The organism is Nostoc sp. MS1 (assembly GCF_019976755.1).
Taxonomy (GTDB): Bacteria; Cyanobacteriota; Cyanobacteriia; order Cyanobacteriales; family Nostocaceae; genus Trichormus.
On record NZ_AP023441.1, the window covers coordinates 4,889,210 to 4,914,580 of the forward strand.

Annotated in this window: 17 protein-coding genes; 2 read left to right on the forward strand and 15 right to left on the reverse strand. The window is 40.3% G+C overall.

Annotated features, from left to right (window positions below):
• The first annotated feature begins 66 nt into the window (after positions 1–66).
• Positions 67–1,620 carry a phytoene desaturase family protein gene (locus tag NSMS1_RS21185; protein WP_224086720.1) on the forward strand — a complete coding sequence of 518 codons (1,554 nt, stop codon included), beginning with the start codon at positions 67–69 and terminating at the stop codon, positions 1,618–1,620.
• 17 nt (positions 1,621–1,637) lie between these two features.
• On the opposite strand, the gene NSMS1_RS21190 is transcribed toward NSMS1_RS21185, so the two are convergent.
• From NSMS1_RS21190 to NSMS1_RS21200, 3 genes are all read right to left on the reverse strand, one after another.
• Positions 1,638–2,273 (reverse strand): restriction endonuclease subunit R, encoded by a 636-nt coding sequence (locus tag NSMS1_RS21190; RefSeq protein ID WP_224086721.1) that lies wholly within the window; start codon positions 2,271–2,273, stop codon positions 1,638–1,640.
• A 117-nt stretch (positions 2,274–2,390) separates the two neighbouring features.
• Positions 2,391–3,134, reverse strand: coding sequence for a ribonuclease PH (gene rph, locus NSMS1_RS21195; RefSeq protein ID WP_224086722.1), 744 nt, complete (start codon positions 3,132–3,134; stop codon positions 2,391–2,393).
• A gap of 222 nt (positions 3,135–3,356) precedes the next feature.
• Positions 3,357–3,911: an adenylate kinase family protein gene (locus NSMS1_RS21200; RefSeq protein WP_224086723.1), complete on the reverse strand. Its 555-nt coding sequence runs from the start codon at positions 3,909–3,911 to the stop codon at positions 3,357–3,359.
• 311 nt (positions 3,912–4,222) lie between these two features.
• On the opposite strand from NSMS1_RS21200, the gene NSMS1_RS21205 reads away from it, so the two are divergent.
• Positions 4,223–4,759 (forward strand): P-loop NTPase family protein, encoded by a 537-nt coding sequence (locus NSMS1_RS21205; protein ID WP_224086724.1) that lies wholly within the window; start codon positions 4,223–4,225, stop codon positions 4,757–4,759.
• Between the two features lie 7 nt (positions 4,760–4,766).
• Here the strand turns inward: NSMS1_RS21205 and NSMS1_RS21210 are convergent, their stop codons facing one another.
• The 12 genes from NSMS1_RS21210 to NSMS1_RS21265 form a co-directional block, all read right to left on the reverse strand.
• Entirely contained in the window at positions 4,767–5,330 is a 564-nt protein-coding gene (locus NSMS1_RS21210) for a deoxycytidylate deaminase (RefSeq protein WP_224086725.1), read from the reverse strand.
• Positions 5,331–5,362: 32 nt separating this feature from the next.
• Positions 5,363–5,821 (reverse strand): nucleoside 2-deoxyribosyltransferase, encoded by a 459-nt coding sequence (locus NSMS1_RS21215; protein ID WP_224086726.1) that lies wholly within the window; start codon positions 5,819–5,821, stop codon positions 5,363–5,365.
• A gap of 80 nt (positions 5,822–5,901) precedes the next feature.
• Complete coding sequence (locus NSMS1_RS21220; RefSeq protein ID WP_224086727.1) at positions 5,902–6,708, reverse strand: dCTP deaminase domain-containing protein; 807 nt, start codon at positions 6,706–6,708, stop codon at positions 5,902–5,904.
• Between the two features lie 249 nt (positions 6,709–6,957).
• Complete coding sequence (locus NSMS1_RS21225; RefSeq protein ID WP_224086728.1) at positions 6,958–8,451, reverse strand: thymidylate synthase; 1,494 nt, start codon at positions 8,449–8,451, stop codon at positions 6,958–6,960.
• A 137-nt stretch (positions 8,452–8,588) separates the two neighbouring features.
• Complete coding sequence (locus tag NSMS1_RS21230; protein ID WP_224086729.1) at positions 8,589–11,084, reverse strand: beta strand repeat-containing protein; 2,496 nt, start codon at positions 11,082–11,084, stop codon at positions 8,589–8,591.
• A 211-nt stretch (positions 11,085–11,295) separates the two neighbouring features.
• Positions 11,296–12,588 carry a sensor histidine kinase gene (locus NSMS1_RS21235; RefSeq protein ID WP_224086730.1) on the reverse strand — a complete coding sequence of 431 codons (1,293 nt, stop codon included), beginning with the start codon at positions 12,586–12,588 and terminating at the stop codon, positions 11,296–11,298.
• On the reverse strand, positions 12,585–15,377 hold the full coding sequence (locus NSMS1_RS21240; RefSeq protein ID WP_224086731.1) for a CHASE2 domain-containing protein: 2,793 nt from the start codon (positions 15,375–15,377) through the stop codon (positions 12,585–12,587). Before NSMS1_RS21240 ends, NSMS1_RS21235 begins: the two co-directional genes overlap by 4 nt.
• Positions 15,378–15,518: 141 nt before the next feature.
• Positions 15,519–17,021: an IS5 family transposase gene (locus NSMS1_RS21245; RefSeq protein WP_224085439.1), complete on the reverse strand. Its 1,503-nt coding sequence runs from the start codon at positions 17,019–17,021 to the stop codon at positions 15,519–15,521.
• A gap of 228 nt (positions 17,022–17,249) precedes the next feature.
• Positions 17,250–18,170, reverse strand: coding sequence for a DUF928 domain-containing protein (locus tag NSMS1_RS21250; protein WP_224086732.1), 921 nt, complete (start codon positions 18,168–18,170; stop codon positions 17,250–17,252).
• A gap of 174 nt (positions 18,171–18,344) precedes the next feature.
• Positions 18,345–20,900: a CHAT domain-containing protein gene (locus NSMS1_RS21255; RefSeq protein ID WP_224086733.1), complete on the reverse strand. Its 2,556-nt coding sequence runs from the start codon at positions 20,898–20,900 to the stop codon at positions 18,345–18,347.
• A gap of 51 nt (positions 20,901–20,951) precedes the next feature.
• Entirely contained in the window at positions 20,952–22,721 is a 1,770-nt protein-coding gene (locus NSMS1_RS21260) for a ShlB/FhaC/HecB family hemolysin secretion/activation protein (protein WP_224086734.1), read from the reverse strand.
• 422 nt (positions 22,722–23,143) lie between these two features.
• Positions 23,144–25,006 (reverse strand): glycoside hydrolase family 2 protein, encoded by a 1,863-nt coding sequence (locus tag NSMS1_RS21265; protein ID WP_224086735.1) that lies wholly within the window; start codon positions 25,004–25,006, stop codon positions 23,144–23,146.
• Positions 25,007–25,371: the final 365 nt, after the last annotated feature.

Consider the following 25,371-nt stretch of genomic DNA (forward strand, 5'->3'; position numbering starts at 1 on the left):
AGTCATTAGTCAACAGTCAACAGTCCATAGTTATTCTCCCTCATCTCCCTCATCTCCCAAACCGATATGACCTCCCCACTCCCAACTACCAACTCCCCACTCCCCACTCCCCCACTTGATGCCATAGTTATCGGTAGCGGTATCGGCGGTTTATGCGCGGCTGGGTTGTTAGCGCGTTATGGTAAACGGGTCGTTGTGTGTGAAAGTCATACAATTGCTGGTGGTGCAGCCCATAGCTTTAGACGGCGCGGATTTGAATTTGATTCTGGCCCCTCCTTTTACTGTGGTTTGGCGGATAGTCAAAGTTTAAATCCTGTTAAACAGATTCTTGATGTCTTAGGTGAGTCACTCCAAGTTATACCCTATGATCCTCTAGGAAAATACCATTTTCCTGAAGGAACTGTTGCAGTATACAGCAACACTGAAAAATACCTTCATGAAGTACAGCAAATAACTTTCCAAGGTGCGGAAGAACTCCAGCGATTTATAGAACGCTTGTTGGGGTTATATGAAGCTATGAAAGGTATTCCCACCTTAGCATTGCGGTCAGACTGGCAGGTAATTTTGGTTTTACTGCAACGTTACTTACCATCTTTGGCGCAAATGTTACCTTACTTACCCTTGGTTCAGTCTTCTGTAGGGAATGTGATGGATACCACGGTTAACCACCCTTGGGTAAGAAGACTGATTGATTTAGAATGTTTTCTCCTATCTGGCTTAAAAGCACATGGCACAATTGCCCCAGAGGTGGCTTTTATGTTGGGAGAACGTTCCCGCGCTGGAGTTGAGTATCCTGTAGGGGGTAGTGCGGCAATTGTCAATGCTTTGGTGCGTGGGTTGGAACGTTGGGGTGGTAAATTACGTTTGGGATGTCACGTTGAGCAAATTTTGGTAGAAGCTGGTAAAGCTGTAGGTGTAAGGTTACAAAATGGGGAAATTCTCAACGCGCCTATAGTCATTTCTAATGCCACAATTTGGGATACTTACAATCATCTATTACGACCTGAAGATTTACCTGCGGCTTACCGTCAAAATGCTTTAGATACGCCAGCCGTAGACAGTTTTATGCACTTGCATTTAGGCATTAGGGCAGATGGATTAGAAAATTTGACAGGGCATCATGTAGTAGTTCATGATTCTCAGCAAGATATTACTATCTCAGGTAATACCTGCATGATTTCGATCCCCAGTGTGTGGGATGCAACTCTCGCACCAGAAGGACATCATGTCGTCCATGCTTACACCCTCGAACCTCACGCCGGATGGGAACGCGGTGATGGGTATGCAGTGAAGAAAAAGGAGAAAGCAGAGTCTTTATACCGTGCTTTAGAGCGCATTATCCCTGATATTAGAGAACGTGTGGTATTGGAACTCATCGGTACACCGTTAACTCACTCCTATTACCTACGCCGCCATCAGGGAACCTACGGCCCAGCTATTGCTGCTGGTAAGGGGATGTTTCCGAGTACGCATACGCCTATTCAGGGTTTGTATCGCGTGGGTGATAGTACAATGCCAGGAATTGGTGTCCCGGCGGTAGCGGCTTCTGGGATTTTATGCGCGAATAGTTTAGTAGAGCGATCGCAAATAGTAGAGTTATTGAAAGTTATTGCTCATTAGTCTACCGTTAACAGTTTTTACAATTTACAAATTGCCTTTAAAACTTGTAGCAATTCAATTGCACGCGGGGGTTCCATCAAATTTAAGGATGGCAAAAGGTGATAAATAGGGGGATTTCCCTGTTCAATATAAAAGAACTGGTAATTTCTCCCATTGGTTGTCAAACCCCAAACTGATTTTTGATTATCTATGCCTTTATAAGCGTAAGTTAGTAATTGAGGAAATCCCGTTGATATATCAACTTGGCTATTTTTAGATTCTATTATTAGTACCCAAAAGTATGCTGAGTTTTTTGTATATTTAGCTTTATTAATAGCTAAAATATCAAATCTGCCTTTAATGAGAATATCTTCATCTTCAACTTCTATATCGGCAATATTTTCTTCTAAACGAATCTCAATCGGATAGTGATAAAAACCAGCTAATCTCAGCAAGGGCGCGACTACAAGAAACTTTACTTGACCTTCTGATACTTTACCTGTTGTTAGATATCTATCAAAGTCTTCGTAAATTTGTTGTAATTCCTGCTGTTCTGTTTCAGTAAGTGGTTCCAGAGATAATAAGTTGGAAAATGAGTTATTGAATTGTTTTTGAAAGCCAAACAGCCGATGAACTTCTTCTAAAGATAAATTACTAGCATTAAGAATGGTCATAAATTCAAGTTTTATGTAACTAAGAACTACTTACATTTATTTTAGATAATTAATATCAAAATTAGGATTTTATAGGGCAGAGGACTAGGAATTAATACTTTTCCCCGTCCTCAATCCCTATTTTCCAACAAACAGCCGATCCCACTCAGGAATTGCTTCCTGTTGAGCGATTAACAATTGCTGAATGCCTTTTTCAGCGCAATCTAATAACTGATTTAATTGGGTACGGCTAAAACTGCCTTCTTCTGCTGTTCCTTGGACTTCAATAATTCCCAATTGTTGATTCATTACTACATTAAAATCTACCGTTGCAGCTACATCTTCTATATAGTTCAAATCTAAATATGCTTCTTCTTCTAATAAACCCACGGAGACGGCTGCTACTTGCCCGCATAAAGGCGATCGCTCTAATACCCCGCGCTGCAATAATTGAGAAATAGCCCCAGCTAAAGCCACAAACCCGCCTGTAATCGCTGCGGTTCTCGTACCTGCGTCGGCTTGTAGCACATCCGCATCTACAGTTAAAGTTCTTTCTCCTAACGCCTCAAAATCTATTGTTGCGCGTAAGCTACGCCCAATCAAACGCTGTATTTCTTGCGTCCGTCCAGATAATTTTAATAATTCTCGTTCTTGCCGTTGCTGTGTAGCTGATGGTAGCATTCGATACTCAGCCGTTAACCAACCTTTGCCACTACCTACAAGAAACCTGGGTACGCCTTCGGCCACGCTAACTGTACACAGTACCTTAGTCTCACCACATATTGTCAGCACTGAACCAGGAGCAAAGCGGGTAAACCCCGTGTGAAACTCAACAGGACGGAGTTCATAGGGTTTTCTACCGTCGGGACGCTGCCAAACCATGAGAGTTGCCTCTAACTTTTATTGTAGAATACCGCCTTAAAGTTACCTTAATTGAGTAATTTATCTAAGTACTGTATCGTAGGGTAAGCATCTCATAAATTAATTCAAAATTCAAAATTCAAAATTCAAAACTCAAAACTTTTACTCCTGCCTGAAAGCATGACAAATATTGTGCAGTACACTGCAACCAATCACAGAAAATTTTAAGTTTATTAAAGGAGTTTAGGTAACGGAAAGTAGATTGAGAACGCTTTGGGAGACTAATTCTGGTGGCTGATCACCGTTAATCGTCAACAAACGACGGCGACGGTCATAGTACTCTAAAATAGGAACAGTGCGATCGTAAAAGATTTCTACCCGACGCTGCACTATTTCTGGTTGGTCATCTGGTAAAGAACGTCCCAAAGAACGATTGACCATAACAGCTTCCGGTACTTGTAAATAAACTGCCCAATCTAACTTCTGTCCCAACTCCTCCAGCAAAAAATCTAACTCTTCAGCTTGGAAAGCAGTACGCGGATAACCTTCTAAAATCCAACCCTCACTTACATCATCCTGCTTCAGCCGCAATCGAATTAATTCAATAATCATTTCATCAGGAACTAGCTCCCCTTTAGCTACATATGGGTGGGCATGGCGACCCAATTCACTAACATGGGAAATAGCATCCCGTAAAATTTCACCCGTAGAAATCTGAGGAATTTCTAAGTGACTGCAAAGCCTTTGGGCTTGAGTACTTTTCCCAGATCCTGAGCCTCCCAGAATCACTAATCTCACAAAAATTCACTCCTCAACCAGTAACATTTAAAACATAATAAATTTGTTTTGCCCAACCTCGCTGCAAATCTAACATTTAGCTAGGAGGCACGGAAGATGCAGGAGATGAGGGAGAGAAAACTTATAACCTTCTGTGTTCTCTCCTTCCCCAACTAAACCCTTGACTTGAGACAGACGTAGTGTTTGACTTATAAAGCAGATTGCCAGACATATAACGCTGAATCAAAATCAGATTGATTATACAGGTAGATTTTCTAAATGAATCCCTGCAAGACCTATTTTATTTATCGTGATTTTTTGAAATTTCTCTTATGGTTGCCCAGTTAGAAACACCCAGTGCCAATTCGTCCCTTAGCTTACCATACCCAATTGAAGGGCTAGTGCAAGTTTTCACTAGTTCACACCGTAACTTTTTTACCAGCGTCATGGGGCAAGCCCTGAGAATTGCTGGACAAGGTACACCAGTCTTAATTGTCCAGTTTCTCAAAGGTGGGATCAATCAAGGACAAGACCAACCAATTCAATTAGGTCAAAATTTAGATTGGCTACGCTGTGATTTGCCACGCTGTATCGATACGCCTCATTTAGATGAAGCAGAAAACCAAGCTTTACAAAAGTTATGGCTACATACACAAAAGGTAGTGTACGAAAACAAGTATTCTCTTGTGCTTCTAGATGAGTTAAGTTTAGCGATTCACTTTGGGCTGATAAGCGAAGGTGATGTTTTAGCCTTTTTAGCTAAACGTCCTCCCCATGTCGATGTTATTTTTACGGGTACAGAAATGCCGCAGTCTATTTTAGATGTGGCTGACCAAATTACCGAAATCAGACGTAGCCATCGCCCGTAAAAAAGTTCTAAAATCCAGATACTTCTGTTGCTGCTCTAGCAACAGAGGTAGGATTTGTTAAAAATAAAGCAGCTTTTTTCACTGTTAATTCAGATAAATCAATTTGTTTGAAAGTTACTAAACCTTCTTGAACGAAAGAATCTCTAACTAACGCTTTCTCACCACTGTTAAAAGAGGTTTCGTAAAATACTTCCTTAATTCCTGCGGAAATAATTAACTTTAAACAAGATAAACAAGGCTCTAGAGTCACATAAATACTTGCACCATCTGTTGATATTCCATGTTTTGCTGCTTGAGCGATCGCATTAGCTTCTGCGTGTACAGCCCTAGATGGTAAAGTTTTACTAGCATCACAACTATTCAACCCAGGATAACAATAACCTTGAGTAGTACAGTGAGCCGAACCTGATGGTGAACCATTATAACCAGTCGCCACCACTTGTTTATTTTTCACAATCACAGCCCCTACTGGAAACGCTAAACAAGTTGAGCGAGTAGCAGCAAGTTTAGCCAACATCAAAAAATATTCATCCCATGTTGGTCTTTGATGCTGTTCATCATTTAAAGGCATATTTTGTTAATTTATCAATTGCAATATTTATTTTAAGGTTCTGGCGGCAAAGAAAACTTTTTTTTCTCTTGTTCCCATTTCAATAAAACATTTTTAAGCTGGCTTAAAGCGTCTTCATGTTCATTAAACTGAATCTCAGCAATTACAGTAGGGATGCCGCGTGGAAATCTTGATATGCGCTTACCAGTTTCGTATAAAAGAATTATAGGAATTTTGTTTGTCTCGGCATAAGCTAACTCCATACCAACACCAAAAGAGCGCGAGCCTAAGTAAGCAATAACTAAATCTGATGTGCTAACTAGATGTTTATCTTGCTCAAAAACTTCACGAGGGCTAATGTCAGGATTATTTATTGGATCAGTTTGTTTGTGTGGAACATAAGCTTGAAAACCCAGTTCTTGGCAAAGACAACCAATTTCTTCATAAAGTGCTTTGCATTGTACTAGATTTTTCACATCCGTCAAAGCCCCTGAAATATATACTTTGTTCATATTTATTACTGCATATTCAAAAAACTATGAGTTACTATAGAGAAATTCAGAGTATAATTCCTCATTTGAAATATTTACTGTTAATTATTTCTCGAATTTCGAGTAAATTCTGATACTGCTGTATAAGCAACAGGAATAATAGCAATAATTAACTCATTGTTAACTTTATTATTACGATGGAAATAAAATAACATGAGTAAAGAAACTACTATAGGAGCAGCCCATCTATTCAAAATAGTCTTCATGCGGTAGCTTGTAGTTTCCTGTAAACGATTTCTCTTTACTTCTTGATATTCTTGAGATTCTTCTAATGTTTTTTTCAATATGCTTGTATCGCCAGTTCTCCATGTATTTTTACTATCGTGAATCCATTCATTTAGCGGTTGTGGTACATTATCAGGAAAATCGTTGAGTCTACCTGATTTATGTTCTGCAACAATAGATAAACTTCTCGAACTCAACTTATGAAATCTCAAGTATGCAATTACTTCATTAACGTACACCTTATTCTTATCAGTTGATAGGTTATGAATAGGTATAGACAATATACCTGACCAACCTGGGTTTACTTTAGTACCTATGTGGCTTAATCCTCTTGACACTATTAATACTTTAGAATGTATAGTACCACAATAAAAATCATTCAATGCTATACATTCGTTTGTAAATATTAAGACTGTATCTCGTTCATCTATCTCAAAATAAGACCTATTTGAATCTACATCAGTTTCAATTTTTAAAAGAGATTTATTTTTAATGGAGTAAGCACACTTACTTGCTGTTAAACCAAGAACAGAACCTTTCAACCTCTCTTTATTAAATGGATAAAACAGTAGATTACCACGTACTAACTCATCGATAATATCTCTATCACTTAAGACCGACATGCAAAGACTCCTTAATTTCACAAAACACCAGAACTTCTTACAATATTAACTAGCATGGCTATATAGCTATGCAGTAAAATTATTGCGTATAATTTTCTATAATTTATCTAACTGTATTGTTTAAAACGCCACCTTGAATATACGTAATTTAATACGGTAACTAAAGTATGAAAAAAGCACGTTAATTTTTAACTAATCAGTATCTATTCTAAGTTTGCTATCTATTGAGATAGATAACACTTTTGAGGCTTACTGATCCTGAATGTAAGGCTTACCAAGTTTCATCGATTGACTAGCCTTTTGTAATTCCAGACCTAAGTAACCTGCGTGTTCTGGCTGAATAGCTGGCGACTCAGCACAAATTTCTCTAAGTAAATTAAGAGGATTTTTTCCTCGATAAGATTTGACTACTTCACCACTACCTGATGTGGTTTGAGTCACGACAATTTCCAGATTATCGACTTCAATTAAAAAGTTTCCTGAAGGGTCATTATAATTACGCTGCTTAAGAATTGAAGCATATTGATTGGTAATTAGTCTGTCTGCATTTTCCCAAGTATCATCATATATGTGAGCCGACTGACTGATAGTAATCAATGGCCCCATCTTTAAATCATATTCAGAAATTTCCGCAATTTTATCTCTAATATGTTGTTGTAAAGCCCTGAGTCCCATTGCATTTGCAGGCCAAGCAGCAAACATATCATTACTTCTTAATGTAGCAGTTAGTGATAACTCATTATCAACAACTCTCAACCAAATATGATTCAGACATGGACTACCGCCTTTTTCATGGTCTTTCACATCCCATAAGCTCATGACAGCAGAAGCCGCGTCAATTTCTCCGATTAATTTATGAATAACTTGCTCAATTTGATCACGACCAAACCAAGAACGCAATCGTTGACCATAAGTATATTTCAAACCTTCACGGTATGGAGCATCATCTAGAATTTGTGAGATATATTCTTGTAAAAAATTGTGGTCAATTGGCAGATAATTAGGCTCAGGAAAATAAAAATCGGCAGGCTCATCAGTAATTACCGCCATTAAGTCAATCAGTTCTTGCCATTGTCCATCATAACCAGTGGGGCGAATTGTTCCGGTTGTTTTGATGCGATGAATAATTTTTACCCATGTTTCGGCTATAGTTTTACCTTCTATTCTGTGTCCGTATCTTGGCCCTGGTAGAACAGTCGGTTCAACAGTAGTCATGGGAAATTCTAATGGCGTTCCCCAAGGAGTAACTGCTTCCTCTTGTGCATAGGATTTAATTAAACTAACAGCTTCACTTATAGATTTTGCTTCACTATACTTTATTGACTGCCGCAGATGTTCCAACGCATCGGCATCTACTTCTATATCTATATAACCAGGAATAGCAGAGCGAATTACCCAACAACTAAGTCCAGTATCAGATACACCCTCTGTAAAACCATGACGGAAAAATTCTAGTAAGCACTCTCCTGCACCGGAATTTTTATCTTCCTTAGTGGCGTTAAGCACAACTAAATAACGCACATGAGGATTCCAAAGTAAATTACGAATCAGTAAACTGATGCCTCTGGTAGGTGAGTACAACTGCCCAATTACAGCATATTCTTGCGGTTCTATGTGTTTGGCGATCGCACTTTTTACAGTCCATCCTGTAATCACTGCTACTTGCCCATTGCCATAAATCAGTTGATTTGGCTTGTACAGTGCCTTGTACTCAAATTGGGTGGCTTTACCCGCTAGTGTCATGGTAGTTTGACTAGGTTTCAAAAATCAAGCGTTCTAATGTATCATTCTGTGGCTATGTGAGTAAATGGTTTATAAAAATATGATACAGATTGTGGAAATTAGTCTATAAAGAATTTTGCTTACCATACAACTGTAAATTAACTCTTAGGAACCGCAGCACAAGTTAAAGTCTGCACATTTGTAGAAGATGAGGTGGCGATTAACTCAATTTTACCCTGAGCGTTACGATACCAAGAAGTGGCTTGTGTGAGAGTTTCCGGTGATGTAGGTGCTTGGGTAGTCAAGTTGCCGGATTTGCGGAATACACTGATGTCGCGGGTATCAGACCAAGTGCGATCGCTCCCAATTTGTTGTTGGGGATTTTGTGGTATTCCACCCCTTCCTGTAGCGACAAAACTACTAGCTTGATTATTTGCACAGCCTGTAGAAATTTGCTGCGATGGATCTGTGACATTTGCAGGTAGTTCAACTAAGCCAGAGTTGGGATCAAGTCCAATGTTATTGATTTGCACCTCTCCACTAACTCCAAATTGAGAACTAGCAGTGATATCGTTTTCTGGAGTAAGTTGAGGACGATACTCTAAACCAAAGATACTTTTGGTAGTGAGTTGAATTTTCCCGCCATTCCCTTGGAAGGCATTAGCGATAATGTCGCTATTTTCTAGACCAATAATAAAGGGTGCATCAATAGTCAGATTGCCCCCATTACCTGTACCGCCTGCTTCGGTTGATATCAGGCTGCTCTGTCGCATAACTATAGTATTTTGCACCTGCAAGTTGAGATTACCACCCTCACCAGACTGCGCCGAAGCTGTAATCCTACCACGATTGTTGAGAAAAATAGAGCCAGCGTTGATGCGTAACGCCCCAGCATTACCGCTTCCCTCATTCTGGACATTGATTAATGCACCATCGCTAACAGTTAATTTACTTGTATTAATTGTTAGGCTACCAGAGTCTCCAGAGGGTGCAGGTGGAAGTTTAAAGCGTTGACGGAATGATTCATCTAAAATATTGGCAGAGGAACTAATTAGGCTGGGATTGCGGGAACCTGGCACAGTACCCATGACTTCAATAGAGTCAGTAGCATTAATTACTAAATTACCACCTTTGCCACTAGCAACAGTAGAGGAATCAACTCTGCCTCCATTGCTGAGGATGAGTCTATTAGTATCTACTTGTACATTGCCAGCATTGCCAGCAGAAAGAGCAGGAGAACTAATCGAACTAGGGATAAATAATCCCGGCATAAATCCATTTAATTCTATTAACTCAGTTGCCTTGACAGTCACATTCCCCGCCGCACCACTACCAAGGCTGGCAGCGCTAATTGCCCCACCATTTACAGCAGTTAACTGTCTAGTGGAAATGTGGATATCTCCAGCCGAACCAACACCGTAGGTTCCAGTAGAAATAGAGCTTGGATTGGGGTAAATGGGTGTAAAACCGATTAATTTCAATGAATCATCAACTTTTAGGGTAATATTGCTAGATTTACCCGAACCATAGGTGTAAGAATTAATTCTTCCGCCCTGCTCTAATACTAACTGTCTAGTCGTAACTGCAATCTCTCCATTATTACCAGTAGCCAAGGTTTCATTCCGCAAACCGCTAGGTATGAGACTATTGGCATCAACACCTATACCCTCGAACAATTCAGCAGCTCGGATGTTAATACCTTCAGAGGATTGTGACCCCAAGTTTTGGATGAGAGCAACTGACCCATCAATGAAACTAACCTGCACTCCTTGGATTTGAATTGCTCCCCCACCAAGACCACTAGCATCAGCTAAGGCTTTTTGAGAAAAGTGAATATCTCGGAAACTCTGCACATTGTCATAGTTAAATTTCCCACCCTCAAAGCTGACCATTCCAGCACCAACGCTGCCTAACTCGATACGTCCGTCCGTCGCTTTGAGAGTACCACCGACTAAACTAATATCCCCACCGATCAGGGCTAAGGTCTTTCCTGGCTTAACTTCTAGCTGTATTCCTGTGACATGGCTTTGTGGATTAATGGGTGAGTTACCTGGATTGGCTGAATTGAGTAGTTGTAATTGATGTCCTGTACCCTCAACCTGAATTGGTTTTGGGGTTGTGCCAAACTGTAAGCCAATGGGTACGGCTAGGGTGAGTAGTGGTGTGCCGGAAGTAGGTGTAACGACAAATTCTGCACCATCGGCAAACTTGATGCTATTGGCTGTGCTACCCACAAACGAGCCACCGATATCTAACTTGGCATGGGAACGAAACAGGATACCAGCCGGATTGAGTAAAAAGAGATTAGCGCTGCCATTAGCTTGAATTAAGCCATCAATGTCAGATATGTTACCGCCTGTGACACGGCTGAAGATGTTTTGAATATCTGTGGCGTTGTTGAAGACTGCCGAGCCGTTGCTGGGAACAGAGAATTGGCTGAAGCTGTGGAAGAGATTATTCCCGACACGAGTACCATCGGTAATGATAAATTTAGTGCCACTTTGGGTAACGGTAGTATTTAGCGTACCATCAGAGATAACATCGGCTTTGGCATAGTCATACCATATAAGCATCATTCCTAACGATAGCAATAAGCAATTGCTCAATATGCCTAAGTCATTAAACAAACCCAATAAAGTAGGGGGTTTTTGCATCTCCCATTCTCCGCATATATCCAATACTTAGTCTTCCCATAAATGACTTTATATTTAACACAAACTAATTATCTTAATTCTGGGCTTAAAGGCTTTGTTTATTTTCTACATTGGTAGTTGTATTTTCTACAAAAATTAGTTAATTTTTATTATTTTATCAGTGTTTTTTAATCAATTGTCTTAATTTATTATTTTTTAGATTAAAAATTACTTAGCCACAGTAATTAATTGGTAGAATAATAGTAAACTGTGTCCCATCACCGAGTGTTGAGTTACAATTAATATTTCCATGATGTTTATTAACAATAATTTCGTGACTAATAGCTAATCCTAAACCTGTACCTTTTCCTACAGGTTTAGTTGTAAAAGATTGTTCAAAAATTCTCGCTTGCACTTCCAACGGCATACCACATCCGTTATCTCGAATTGAAATTATGACATTTTCTCGCTGAGAATCAACTGATGTGATGATATGGATAGTGGGTTGGCTAGATGTCTGTTGAAAATATTGGTGGTCAGTTTCATCAAAAGCATCAACAGCATTGGCAATGATATTCATGAATACTTGATTAAGTTGTCCAGGATAGCAACTAATTGGCGGCAAATTTCCATATTCTGTAACAACTTTAATTTCTGTGCGGTTCCCACTACCTTTTAAACGATGCTTTAATAGCATCAAAGTACTATCAATCCCTTCGTGAATTTGAAACTCTACTTGAGATGAAATATCTGCACGAGCAAAGGTTCTTAGGGATAAACTAATATCTTTAAGACGGTTAATTCCCTGGCTCATTGATTTAATTAATTTAGGTAAATCCTCATGAATATACTCCAGGTCAATTTCTGCAATTAAATCCTCAATTTCTGGGTCTGAATCTGGGAATTTCTGTTGTTGTAAACTTATTAAACTGAGCAGACTATTTGTATATTCTTCTATATGAGATAAGCTACCAGCAATAAAACCAATGGGGTTATTAATTTCATGCCCAATTCCTGCTACTAGTTGTCCAAGAATGGACATTTTTTCGCTTTGGATTAGTTGTAATTGTGTTTGTTGTAAATTATGTAAAGATTGGGTTAATTCTGCGGTACGCTTTTGTACGGATTCTTCTAATGTGCGAGTAAGATGGGAGATTTTTAAATGTAATTTTAATCGTGCAATAACTTCTTCCTGTTGGAAAGGTTTGGTGATATAGTCAACTGCGCCAATTTCTAATCCCTTTACCTTGTCTTTAGCATCAGCCAGCGCAGTCATAAAAATAATAGGGATATTTTCTGTAATTGGATTTGCTTTTAACCGCCGACAAGTTTCAAATCCATCAATACCCGGCATCATCACATCAAGAAGAATAAGATCGGGAATGGCATATTCTGTCTGCTCGATCGCCGATTCTCCATCTGTGGCCATCAGTGCTTTCCAGCCATACCCTTGAATTGCTTCTGATAGCACCTTGAGATTATTAGGATTATCATCTACTAAGAGGATATGTACTGGCCTAGTCATTGGCGTAACTCCATTGTGATAAACGATTTAAGGAACTTACGGATTTTTGCTGTTTGAAAATCAGCAGCCAATTTGCTCAACTGGGTTGCAAAAGGAGTTAGTTGAGAGTTTGTTTGAGTTAGTTCTTTTATAATTCCCTCGATCGCCTGAATATCTCCCATCATGGCCAAGTGATATAGTTGCTGCAAAATCTCTTGGGATGGCACAACTAATTCACTATCAGATATCGCCTCAGATTGAGGAAGCGACGGTTGCGGTGTGGATGGAGCATCATCAATCCAGTCAAATTTCAACACAGAATGTATGGTATTGAGTAGTTCATCTGCGTGCAGAGGTTTTGGTACAAATGCGGTGGCTCCTGCTTGGATACTACGCTGACGATTTTCTTCAAAGACGTTAGCACTAGAAACAATGATGGGAATATTATTGGTTTGTGGCTGCTTTTGTAGATGAACGATAAACTCAAACCCATCCATATTCGGCATAGCTAAATCTAGCAGAATCATATCTGGATGGTGTGCGATCGCCATTTTTAACCCCTGTTCACCGTCGTTAGCTTCTACGGTGCGACAGCCAACTTCTTGCAACAGACGACTGAGGATAGCACGATGGTTATCATCATCATCGACAATCAAAATTTGTGGAGTATTACCTTGAATACCGATAATTTTTTGGTTGCTGGGGAATGGCGAAGCACCTACATTCTGCCAGTCATGGGAAAGAGGAATTGGTAGTTGTAAATCTAGCCAAAATAAACTACCTTCCCCTGGTTGACTCTGTACTTGAATTTCGCTGCCCATCAAAGCTGCTATTTTTTGACTGATAGCCAAGCCTAAGCCTGTACCTTCAGAACGTTGCTGTGCTGAACCAACTTGCTCGAACGGTAAGAATATTTTTTCTATTTGCTGTGCAGACATACCAATTCCGGTGTCCTCGATTTGGAAGCGGATTTTGGCAATGGAGTGTGGAGTGGGGGATGGGGATTGTTCGTTTTCTAGTAGCTCTACTTTTAGTGTGACACCGCCGTTATCAGTGAACTTGATGGCGTTACCTAATAAGTTGATTAAGACTTGGCGGAGGCGCTTCTCGTCTACTTCAACGACTGATGGTAGACTATCGCTTACGGAAATCTGGAAGTTAATACTTTTTTCTTTGGCTCGAATACCGCATATTTCCGTAATTCCGTGGAGAAAATTAGGTAAATAGACAACTGTAGTTACTAACTCTAATTTACGAGCTTCTATTTTTGACAAATCGAGAATGTCATTAATCAACATGAGGAGGTGTGAACCGCTTTGGTTGATAATTTTCACTCCTTGCAGATTTTTCTCGCTCATGTCTGGTGATATTTCTAATACCTGGGCAAAACCCAAGATGGCATTAAGTGGTGTTCTTAGTTCGTGACTCATATTAGCTAGGAACTCGCTCTTGGCTTGGTTAGCAGCATCAGCAGCTTGTTTAGCTTCCATTAGTTCGTGGGTGCGTTCCTGAACTTTTAACTCTAGGGTTTTGGAATAATCTAGTAATTGAGCGTTGGCAATTTCTAATTCTTGATTTGCTGCTTCTAATTTCTTTTGTTTATGGGCGTTAGTTGTGGCGATAACGCTACTCAAAAAAGCGGCTAAGGCTGGAGTAATTGGTATTAAAACACCACCTAAAAATAACCCATAACTAGCTCCCAGGAAGCCCCCAGTGATGCTAACGCTAGCCCAAAAAATGTTACCACCGGGAATTTGACGTTTGTAACGGGTACTACCTAAGCACCAACTACCTACCGAACCAATAACAGCCCACAAAACAATCCAGTATGAAGTATAAAGCCCAGAAATACCATTTAGGTTAGTTTTGCCAGTTTTTGCACCCTGTACCAGTTGCAAGGCGATATTAGCGTGAATCACCACACCAGGAGTTGGCTTTTGGGCATTTAGCCCGGACGAAAAAGGTGTGCTGAAGAAATCGTTAGTGCTGGAGGCGGTGGAGCCAATAAATACCATGCGATCGCGCATAAAATCGCTCTTAATTTTACCTGCCAATACATTACGCATGGGAACTGTGCGGAAGGCTGTTTCTGAACCATGCCAATTGAGGAGAATTTGATAGCCACCTAAATCAGCTTCTGTATAACCTGCATCTTGATGTTTGAGGGGAACGTAGATGGCTTTACCCAAACGGAATTTCTGTTGCTTTTCATCAACAGATTCTAAGCTAATTTTTTCTGCTTCTAGATATTTAAGTGCGACTAAAGTTGCCAATCCAGCTTTGATTTTACCTTGGTCTTTGACATCTTCCGCCGTTAGTAAAGCACGACGCACAAAGCGATCGCCATCTAACACTAAATCAGCTAATCCTACTTGCTCAAGTTTTTTCAGTTCCGGTGGGGGATTGACGCGCTCACCAGTAATTTTCTCAACTCCGATTAAATTGGGAGTAGTCCGAAAAACTTGCACCAGCTTTTCATATCCCTGACTTTCTGGCAAATCCCTATATAAATCTAAACCGATAGCTCTGGGTTTCTGTTGTTTAATTTTGGTTAGTAATTCTGCTAATGACCAATCTGGAATCGGCCATTTACCCACTGTTTGAATATCTTTTTCATCAATTGTGACAATGACAATTTCATCAGCGATTTCCTCAGATACGTGCTGACGTACCCATTGATCGCGTAGTTTCCATTCCAGTAAATTAAACAGTCCCAATGATTGCCCGACAATCACTATCACGGCCACACTAGGAGTAATAATCAAAATGCTGCGAGTGCGATTGATGAAGGATTTAAGTTTACGCCACATAGAGCAGAGAATAGAGAACGGAGGACAGGGAACAGAAAAGAAAATTTTTTGGAGTAAGGATTTTATTATTAGTTAATGTCTGATTTATCTAGGGCTTGCTGAAAAAGTCATTTCAAAGGAAGAGAAAAATTGATTAAGTAGTCAGTCCAGAAAAAAGATAAGTTTTTGTTGTTTAAGGTTTAATGAAATATCAGTTTCGATAATAGAAGAAGTAAAAAAAGACTCAGTTTTGAAAAATAGGCAAAAAAATACACAAAAAAGCCGTAATAGCAGAGTAGAAAGATTCATAACTAAAAAAGTTATGGCAATAGCGGTGAAAGAAGTATGAGGAAGTTTAGCCATAACTCTACCAAGGCTAAATCTTCGTTTACCTTGTCCAAACTTGCCCTCAATACAATTACGAATCCTTTCGTCATAAGCGGCTTGTTTCTTCTTTTCAGGGCTGACATTTTGGGGGGGTCTACCTAGTGGTGGGCCACTAATTCTAATTCCCCTTTCTTGACACCAAGCTCGATTCTCCCTCGTCCGATAAATCTTATCAACATGAACTGATTCAGGATAATATCCGGTGTAGTTTTTGTATGCTTCTACTTGTGATTTTAAGTCTCCTGATTCGTTAAAGTTGTCCCAACTAATATGGTCTAAAAATACATAGCCATCATAGTAACTAGCTGAAAACTTAGCCCCAAACTCTACTGTTCTCCCGGCTTTACCTCGGATAATCGGACGAATGTGTGGTTGGTTTAAACTGACAATGCGGTCTTGTATACTAATTTTTTGATTTTCATATAACCATAACTGTTGACGATAAACTTCTGCTACTACTAGCAACATCTTATATTGACTGTTGCTCAGTTTTAATAGTGACGCACCTAAATTTATTAGCTGCTGAATATGAGTTAAATTTCTGTTGATATATTGCAGTTGCTTTCTGATAGCTTTCCTTCTTTCTTTAACTGTTGGTTTTCTTTTCTTGGCTACTGCTAAATAATCCTTTCTTGCTTTGTTTCTGTAGGTTCTTGGTTTGTTGATATTTCTTACTAATAAGGACTTATATAATGTATCTATGATTGTTTCTGTTTGCTTTCTGGCTTGATTTAATAATCCTAAATCTGTCGGATAACTTATGTCTGCTGGCGCACAACTAGCATCTAATATTAATTTTCCTCTATTGGCTGGCTTACTTTTTGAATCCTCGACCTCTGGCTTTTTTGCTCTTACTTCTACCTCCTGTTTATTTTCTAACATCTTCCTGACTATTTCTTGATTGATTTTATTGACTAATTCTATATCTATCCTTTCTCTAAAATGAACTAGCATTGACGGGTCAAATGCAGATTCATTACTATATGCTGACATTCCTATAAAGTATTGCAGATACGGGTTCTCCCGAATTTGTTCTACTGTCTCTCTGTCACTTATTCCTAATTTTTCTTTAATTATTAATGCTCCCAACGCCATTCTAAATGTTTTGGCTGGCGCTCCCATTCTTGCTGAAAATATTTCTGCGTACTCTGCTTCAAATTTTGACCAAGGTATCATGTTCGCCATGATTACCCATCGGTTATCTGACGCTAGTTTTCCCCCAAAGGGTAGTTCAAAGTTTTCTGCTGCTTTTTCTTGCTTTTGCGCTCTTCGATACATTTTAACGCAACTTGCTACAAGGATTTTTACTTATCTTACCCTTTTTCTTTTCACCTTATTTTTCTTTCCTGACCCTGAAACTCTTCATTCTGCTATCTTTCGCCCTTATTCAGCCAGCCCTATCTAAAATATTGGTGACTATATTTGCGCCACCGAGTGATGTTATAAGTAAGCGTTGGTGAGGAACTAACTCACCAACACCTGAAAAATGTAGATTAAAAATTAGTATTAGTTTGCTGATGCTACTAGAGGCACAGTGGCAATATCCTTCAAGCTAACGGAGGAAAGTAATTCTTGCCATTGCTTGGTGATAGTTGCGTTGTGAGGCTGGGCAGACTGAACTGCTGCTAGTGTGGCTACACAGTCATACCAAATCCCATTTTTACCTAAAGCAGTTGCTAGCTTGAGCGCATCTTTTTGCTGCATAGCTGTAGTTACTTCCGCATTAGGCTGGATACGTTGAATCCAACCATCTACGTAAGGTGTACTGGGGCTGAGTTGTCCATCCACTTTCAAGGCTAAAAACCATTGGTAGTTTTTGCCAACAGCTAATGCAGGTGCATCAGCAGGCAATTTAACAGCAATCACTCCTGATTTTCCAGTCACAGGAATGGTCATTTTGTACTGAATATTACCTGCTTCATCCTTGATACTAAATGCAGCTTCTTCTGCATTAGTAGCTGGGATATACACCATGATTGTGGGACGTTCGGCAACTGTTGTGCCATAGAAACTCTGTGGCAAAAGAGCGATGAGGGCGGCTGGCCCTACAGATGCTACAGTCCCAGGATCTAGTTCGTAAGTGCCAGTGCGAGAAGCACCGCCTGCGGCTTGTCTGGGGGCGCTATTATTTTTCGCTGGGGTAAAGAGGTTGCCACGGGAAGCCCCACCAGCTGCTTGTCTAGGCGCACTATTGCCCCTAGCTGGGGTAAAGATATTGCCACGAGAAGCACCACCAGTGGCTTGTCTAGGCGCACTATTTCCTTTGGGTGGATTAAAGATATTGCCACGGGAAGCCCCGCCAGTGGCTTGTTTAGGCGCACTGTTGTTAGTAGGTGGCGTAAATATTACTGCATGGGCAGTAGTCCAAGTACTACTAGCCATCAGAGCTACGACACTCAAGATTGTAGCTAGGTAACGATGTTTCATTTTTAGGTTAGTCGTAATAACAAATACATTGTTAAAAGTGTGTTCAACAACTCTGGAACCAATTGCTAATTGAGCCATGAAAGGTGACACATATTAGCTTTTATAAACAAAATCTGCCATAAATACTATAAAGAAAATGACTTTTTTTCTTTATAAGCTCAGTAATATTACGTATTAAATCCAATTGCCAACCAGAACAAAAGCAGACCAGAAAAATGGGTCTTGAAAGTCAGTTTGCCGAATCAGACTAATTTGTGCTTGTCGTAATGCTTCAGCTTTAGTCATGTTGGGTTGGCGTAATTGGTCGTAGAAGCGAGTCATCAGCATTTCAGCTGCCTTATCTTTAACTGGCCAGAGGGTGGCGATGGTGGAACGTGCGCCAGATTTGACAGCTAAACCCGCTAATCCCAGGACAGCACGGTCATCGCCTGTGGCTGTATCGCAAGCACTCAGTACTAATAGTTCAATTGCTTTTGCGGAATTACCGCCACGATTTTTGAGGAGTTCGGATAGTTCTTTGACGTTGACTTGTCCATCCCAAGTAAGTAGATAGGTATCTTCAAGGCGGGAGCTAAATTGCCCGTGGGTGGCTAGGTGAACAACATTGGCATTACTAGATTTTATGCGATCGCTAAGAGCTTGATTTGTAAATTTCTGATTAAGTAACATCGAAGATTGTACTTTTTGAGAAATCTGCTTTACTTCTAATTCCACCGCAGGTAAAGCACTAAACCCAGAGCGGGATTGACTGATACCAGCAATGATCGCCTTAATTTTGTTTTGCCGCAATGATTGGGCAGCCATTAATTGCAATCCTGGCGACAAGGCGACGGCATACTTCTCAATCAGATATTGCTTACCGTCATATAAAGCTGCCATCGGGATGTTACGCAACTTCCCATCTAAGACAAAAACTAAGGTTTTGCTATCTTTAAAAGCTTGATCAATTTCCCCAGGATGAATTAGCCAGTCATAAATCTGTTGAGAAGATCGCTGTCTGTCTTTAGCGTCAGAAACTGGGTTGATAGCCACTAGTAAGTCATCTAAAGTTTGGTCAATTTGGTTTGATGATACTTGGGTGACATAATAGCGTAAGGGTTTTCCAGCTTGGGAGAGAATCACCGCTAGGCGATCGCTTAACATGATGGGATAGATCACCGTGGCATTGGGGTCAACTTGGTCAATTTGTGTGGTTTTATCTAAACAGGCTTCACGAAAGAAGTTATCGAGTTCGGCGACTTGCAGAGATTCGATTAATTCACGAGCCTGCACTAATTCAGCTTGAGTTGGATTATTATCTAGCAGTAAACCTACTAATTCTCGATATACAGGCTCTACACTTTCCCGAAAAGAGAATTGGACATCGGAGTTAACTGCAACTAAATCAGAACGCAATGCTTTTAAGGCTTTGACGGCTTCTTTATAAGCAGCAATGGCTTTTGAGCGCTCGCCCTGTTGTCGATACAATTGTCCTACCTGCCATGCCGATTGAGCGATAATATCGTGGGCTGTAATTTGCCGAGCAATATTCAAGGATTTTTTAGCTAATTCTTCGGCTTCTGTCCACTGTTGAGTGCGCTGATAAAGTTTTCCCCACTGATGCAGGGCATAGGCTTCGGCGGCTGCATCTTGAATCTGTTGTGCAGATTGGACTGTAGCCGCCATGAGTTGTGCTTGCTCTTTTATGGGGAGAATTTGCCTAGAGTTGCCATAACGATTGAGAGTTGCAACAAAATTTATGGCTGTGTAGAGGGAATCATGACTGGGGGGTAATACTTGTAGTTGTTGCAATAATTGGGGCGCAAGGGGTGCAGCATGTTCTGGTTTGTTGTAGTCGAGAAATAGTTGAAACCGAGCCAATCGCCCTTGTAAACTATCGCTGGGATTGGTAGCGACTTGTTCAGCCTGTTCAAAGTAATCTAGGGCTGCTTCTGGGTCTTGCGAATTACTGGCATTTTTGCCTAAACTGAGTAAAATAGAACTTAATTGAGGTTTAGCATCGATTTTTTTAGCTATAGCCAAACTTTGATTTAATATCTTTTGACTTTGAGGATCGCCAATCATTTGTAATGCTAAACCAAGCGATCGCAAACTACTAATTTTGACTTCCGAATCAGGCATTGCTGCCAATTTTTGGGTTAACGCTTGTAATTGTTGTTGAGAACGGCGATAAAATCCCAAATTTTGTAAAGCTTGTGCTTGGTTAATCTGAGTTCCCAAACTACCGATTGTATCACCCGCTTGTTCATAGAATTTTTGCGCTTTTTGCCAATTGGTTAGGGCAGTTTCGGCATTGCCAAGATGTAGTTGTAACCTAGCTTGAGTATTGAGTACCTGCGCCCAAATAATGGCATCAGCAGGTTGATTGGTTTGCAAAAGTTCTAAACTGTGTTCAATGGACTGCTTGGCGCTTTCCCATTGATTGAGTTCTTGTTGTGCTAGTGAGAGGTAGTTTAAACTGAGGGCTTCACTCTGGCGATCGCCTTGGTTACGGTAATACTGTACAGCCGCTTGCCAAGCTGTGGCTGCTTCTGTAAACCGTCCTGAATGATACAGGTTTCTTCCCTGTTCTAATAAGTTACTAGCTTGGGCAATTAATGTTGGCGCGTTCAAGGTGTCTGTAGGTAATTGCACAGATCCTTTTGCTGGTGTCATTGTCACAGATAGACACAAACTGAAAATACTCAAACTCACATACAGCCAACGGTGGTGTTTAATCAAGAAATTCATAAATAATTAAAAGGGTATAGGAGTGTATGTGTTCTCAGCCGTCAATGGCAATTAAAAGGGTGTATAGCGTATAGAAAAATACAGCCCATTTTCCTGGAGCGATCGCTTATCTCCTTCTACTGAGGTCAAGGGAATCCCCCAATCCAACCTAGCCGAGAAGTTATCACCCTGCCTCCACAATAGTCCTAAGCCTGTTCCTACTAAGGTGTCCTGCGATGGGTTTTTGCCATTGTTATTCCAACCTTTACCCACATCAATAAACGGCGTAAGTTGAAGTACACCACCAAGTTTCGTGGCACGGACTATAGGCAACCGAAATTCTGCTGAAAGAAGTACCCCGTTATCTGTGAGTAATACATCTTGACGGTAGCCGCGTACACTTAGCTGTCCTCCTAAACCAAATTGTTCTAGAGGTACTAATGAATCATTGGCTAGTTGTATGTCACCCCGTGTTAAAAATAGGGTTTCTGGGGCTAGTTGGCGTACCCATTGCGTCTGTCCTCGCCAAGCAAAAAAGCGGCTATCTGGTTGATCACTGCTGATATTGGCATCAAACCAACTCAAACCCCAGCTAAATTGCGATCGCGCGGCAAATACTTGTTGTTGACTACGTTGGGTGTACTCTTGAAAAAAGCGCAGGGCAGAAATTCTCGTTGAACCATTAGCATCTGCACCGGGTGAGAGGCGAAACGGGCCGATATTATCGATACCTAACTCGGTTTGGCTTTCCTGACGCGAAAAGGATAGTCCTATCGCCAATTCTTGAGTTGGTTTTTGCAATAACGGTTGTCGATATCCTAGTTCGTAGGAGTGGGTATTTGATTGAATATCCAAAACACTAAATGGTTCTTCAATCACATGATTCCACCCTTGGTTAAAACCAAAAAATACAGTACCGTTACGGGCATTAACTGGTAATATGTAATTGAGGTTAACGGTATTACTGCCATCAGTATTGGCATAATCGACGCTGAGGGTATCGCCTAAACCGAGTAAGTTGGCTTCTTGGATGTCTATTCCCCGGCGAAAACTACCTACACTGGGCGATCGCCCATTATCTAGAGATGCTGTTAATTTGAATGTATCTGCTTCTTGTACTTCAACTTGCAAAACGTTAGTCCCAGGAGTGACACCAGATTGCAATTCGGCTGATAAGTTTTGAATACGCGGGTCGAGGCGTAGCAGTTGTAAGCTTTCTAGTAAGTGTGGTATGTTGAGGGGTCTAGTTGCACCTAATTGTATGCGATCGCGAATGTAGTTACTTCGTAATCGCCTATTGCCAGTAATTTTGATTTCTTGTAGGCTACCTTCAATAACTTGAATCTTCACAACACCAGCTTCTAATATTTGCGGTGCAACTAATGCCCCTGTTGTGGCATAACCTTTATCTGTATAAAGTTTTGTAATTGCATCTCTGACTTTTAACAAATCTGCAAAGGTAATTTCTCGCTTAATATACGGGCTTGTAATTGCTGCAAACTGTTCTGGTGTGAAAACTGTACTACCAATAACTTCAATCCGCTCAACTTGGAATTTCGCTTGAGGATCATCTTGCCCTGAATCTGGCTGATTTGGTAGTTGAGGTGGAGGTAGTAATTGCTCTTGGGTTGATGGTGGCGGTGTTATTTCTGATGGTAAAGGATTAACAGGAACGTCATTAAATCTATCTGGTGGTAAGTCCTGTGGATTCTGGTTTTGGGCAATTACTCTGTTATTAGTTTCGGCACAAAATGCGGATTGATTATTCTGAAATAATACTGTTAATAGGGATATTAATAATAAAGGTTTTAATCCACAAATAAGATTCAATGACCTTTTCATAATTATGAATATAAAATATAATTGCTGTGAGAATAATTATCTAAAAAACAATTAAATAAGTGAGTCTATATTCATGAACTCCTACTCGCCAGAAGTACAAATTTACCTGTATCCATTAGAGTTAATCCTTGTCTGTTTGTTTTTAATAGAAATCGTTATATTAAAATAATTACAACTAGGTTTAATAACATAAATATTTGCACCCCGATACATCTTACTGATACTATGACTGCATAGTAATCAGATAATATACTGTTATTTTTATAATCATTAATAACTTTCTCAGTAAATACCGTATAGTCAGATTCAAATAATATTTAAGTAGCCATAAAAGCCGATATAATTTTATTATCTCAACATAAAAAAATCCCCTAATAAAAAATTAAGGGATTTTCTGATTGTAATAATGTCTTTTAATCTATTTAACATCTGCTGGGAGTGCAGAACCCTTCTCCTGAAAGGGTGGCAGCCCGAATGGCTTCTATGGGGAACTTGGGAGTGCGATCGCTATATAACAGCCCGTTCGCTTCTTGGAATGTGTCGGTAAATTGTGTGTAACAGAATCCACTGAATAGTTCAATACTATTTACCGTTTCTAGTAGGGCAGAGTATTTCATTTCTAATTCCGATACACTCCAACAACGCTCATATCCCCAGGCTTTATCTGCATTCGGCTCATCTTCTGGGGCATAGGCAATGCCACCGAACTCTGTCAGCATCACTGGTTGCCCTTGATGGGGGTAGTTGTCAAGGGTGAGGATACGTCCACCTGGGCGTTTATGATTAAGCATATCCGATAATTTCATCTCTGGCCCGTAACGCCGCAGTAGTTGCAGGGGCTTGGTGTCATAATCATGAATTGCCAGAATATCTGTATCTGTACTTTCCCAGCCATCGTTACCAATTACTGGACGAGTAGGGTCGAGGGTTTTAGTTAAGTGATACATTGCCAAAACATAGTTGCGGTGCGCGGCTGTCTCAACTAAATTTGGCACTCCCCATGATTCATTAAAAGGAACCCAAGCCACAATACATGGATGGCTGGAATCTCGTTTGATGACTTCCGTCCATTCATGGGTCATGCGTTCTACTGCTTTGCGAGTGAAGCGGTAAGCACTGGGCATTTCTTCCCACACCAATAAACCTAAAACATCTGCCCAATATAAAAATCGTGGGTCTTCTATTTTTTGGTGTTTGCGGACTCCGTTGAAACCCATTGCTTTGATGAGTTCTACATCACGCCGCAAAGCTTCATCACTGGGTGGAGTCATCAAAGTATCCGGCCAATAGCCTTGGTCGAGGACGAGGCGTAAATAGTAGGGACGACCATTGAGCATAAAGCGATCGCGCTGTATACTTACCATCCGCATTGCAGTGTAAGATTTTACTTCATCGAGTAGTCGGTCATTATCCCACACTTCAATTTCTGCATCAATTAGCGTCGGCTTTTCTGGACTCCACAATAATTCGTTACGGAAATCGTCAATTCCTGGGTCGCCAAGGGCTATACGGCGGTTGATTTCTCCGTTCAATACGTCGTAACTATCATTCGCCAACACCTTATCGCCAATGCTCAATTTCATCCTGATTTGTACGCCATCAGTAGGTAAATCACCCGCCAACGCTGCTTCAAAAGCCACTTCCCAACGCTCAAAATCACAATGCCAACACAAATGACCGAGATAAGTCTTACCTACTCGCTCAACCCAGACTGTCTGCCAAATACCGCTAGTGCGGGGATACCAAATACTGTGAGGTTTCAATTGCCAATCCTGCTTACCACGAGGCTTGGCCAGGTCTTGCGGATCATCGTGCGCCCAAACTGTAACTTTTGTTGTGCCACTGTCATTTAAGGCATGGGTAATATCAAGGGAGAAGTTGGTGTGTCCGCCTTCGTGTTCACCTATGTATATATCATTCACCCACACACGCGCCCGGTAATCTACCGCGCCGAAGTGTAGTAACAATCTCCCATCACCTTCTGGTGTGGCAAATTCTCGCTCATACCAACAATTAGGATGAAAATTTGTGTCACCAATCCCACTTCTAGTTGATTCTGGGGCAAAGGGGACTTCTATTAAATGCGTCCATTGCTTGAGGTCGCTTGGTTGCATACATTTGCCTTCGTCATCAAAGGCAAACTTCCATAAACCATTGAGACTATGCCAAGGCGATCGCACCAATTGCGGGCGTGGATGTATGAATGTTTTCTGCTCAACAGCATCCTCGTCATTACTTTCTACTGATAATGCAACTTCATCATTATCAACCTTGAGTAATTTCATTCAAACCTCTTTCCTATTAAAATCGGCTATTCTTAATTCTTAAAATTAAGAACACATTTAACTAGAATATTTACGCTTATTACAAGCTAATTATTTACATAAATTAATGTAATTTCTGCTTTTTCATGTTTTATTCTTTCTTCATTCTAGCGTTGTTTACCTACGGAAATACAAACTCATCAGTGTGCAACCGTATTTATCCTCTCTATGAGTAGTTAATTGTTTATTGTTTTGAATAATTATAGAAATATATTGATTACTTTGACTTCTACTAAAGGAATATCATTATACAAGTTTCAAATGATAATTACAGTTGTATTGTAGTTTTTGAGTAATATATTAAAGACTAATAAATTAATTTTTGA

What these genes read in the sequence shown, in the direction of transcription:
- NSMS1_RS21235 (WP_224086730.1), bottom strand. Translation starts at nt 12,588, where the DNA reads ATGACTAGGCCAGTACATATCCTCTTAGTAGATGATAATCCTAATAAT.
- NSMS1_RS21240 (WP_224086731.1), bottom strand. Translation starts at nt 15,377, where the DNA reads ATGTGGCGTAAACTTAAATCCTTCATCAATCGCACTCGCAGCATTTTG.
- NSMS1_RS21190 (WP_224086721.1), bottom strand. Translation starts at nt 2,273, where the DNA reads ATGACCATTCTTAATGCTAGTAATTTATCTTTAGAAGAAGTTCATCGG.
- NSMS1_RS21220 (WP_224086727.1), bottom strand. Translation starts at nt 6,708, where the DNA reads ATGTCGGTCTTAAGTGATAGAGATATTATCGATGAGTTAGTACGTGGT.
- NSMS1_RS21265 (WP_224086735.1), bottom strand. Translation starts at nt 25,006, where the DNA reads ATGAAATTACTCAAGGTTGATAATGATGAAGTTGCATTATCAGTAGAA.
- NSMS1_RS21250 (WP_224086732.1), bottom strand. Translation starts at nt 18,170, where the DNA reads ATGAAACATCGTTACCTAGCTACAATCTTGAGTGTCGTAGCTCTGATG.
- NSMS1_RS21230 (WP_224086729.1), bottom strand. Translation starts at nt 11,084, where the DNA reads ATGCAAAAACCCCCTACTTTATTGGGTTTGTTTAATGACTTAGGCATA.
- NSMS1_RS21255 (WP_224086733.1), bottom strand. Translation starts at nt 20,900, where the DNA reads ATGAATTTCTTGATTAAACACCACCGTTGGCTGTATGTGAGTTTGAGT.
- rph (WP_224086722.1), bottom strand. Translation starts at nt 3,134, where the DNA reads ATGGTTTGGCAGCGTCCCGACGGTAGAAAACCCTATGAACTCCGTCCT.
- NSMS1_RS21260 (WP_224086734.1), bottom strand. Translation starts at nt 22,721, where the DNA reads ATGAAAAGGTCATTGAATCTTATTTGTGGATTAAAACCTTTATTATTA.
- NSMS1_RS21205 (WP_224086724.1), top strand. Translation starts at nt 4,223, where the DNA reads ATGGTTGCCCAGTTAGAAACACCCAGTGCCAATTCGTCCCTTAGCTTA.
- NSMS1_RS21225 (WP_224086728.1), bottom strand. Translation starts at nt 8,451, where the DNA reads ATGACACTAGCGGGTAAAGCCACCCAATTTGAGTACAAGGCACTGTAC.
- NSMS1_RS21210 (WP_224086725.1), bottom strand. Translation starts at nt 5,330, where the DNA reads ATGCCTTTAAATGATGAACAGCATCAAAGACCAACATGGGATGAATAT.
- NSMS1_RS21245 (WP_224085439.1), bottom strand. Translation starts at nt 17,021, where the DNA reads ATGTATCGAAGAGCGCAAAAGCAAGAAAAAGCAGCAGAAAACTTTGAA.
- NSMS1_RS21215 (WP_224086726.1), bottom strand. Translation starts at nt 5,821, where the DNA reads ATGAACAAAGTATATATTTCAGGGGCTTTGACGGATGTGAAAAATCTA.
- NSMS1_RS21185 (WP_224086720.1), top strand. Translation starts at nt 67, where the DNA reads ATGACCTCCCCACTCCCAACTACCAACTCCCCACTCCCCACTCCCCCA.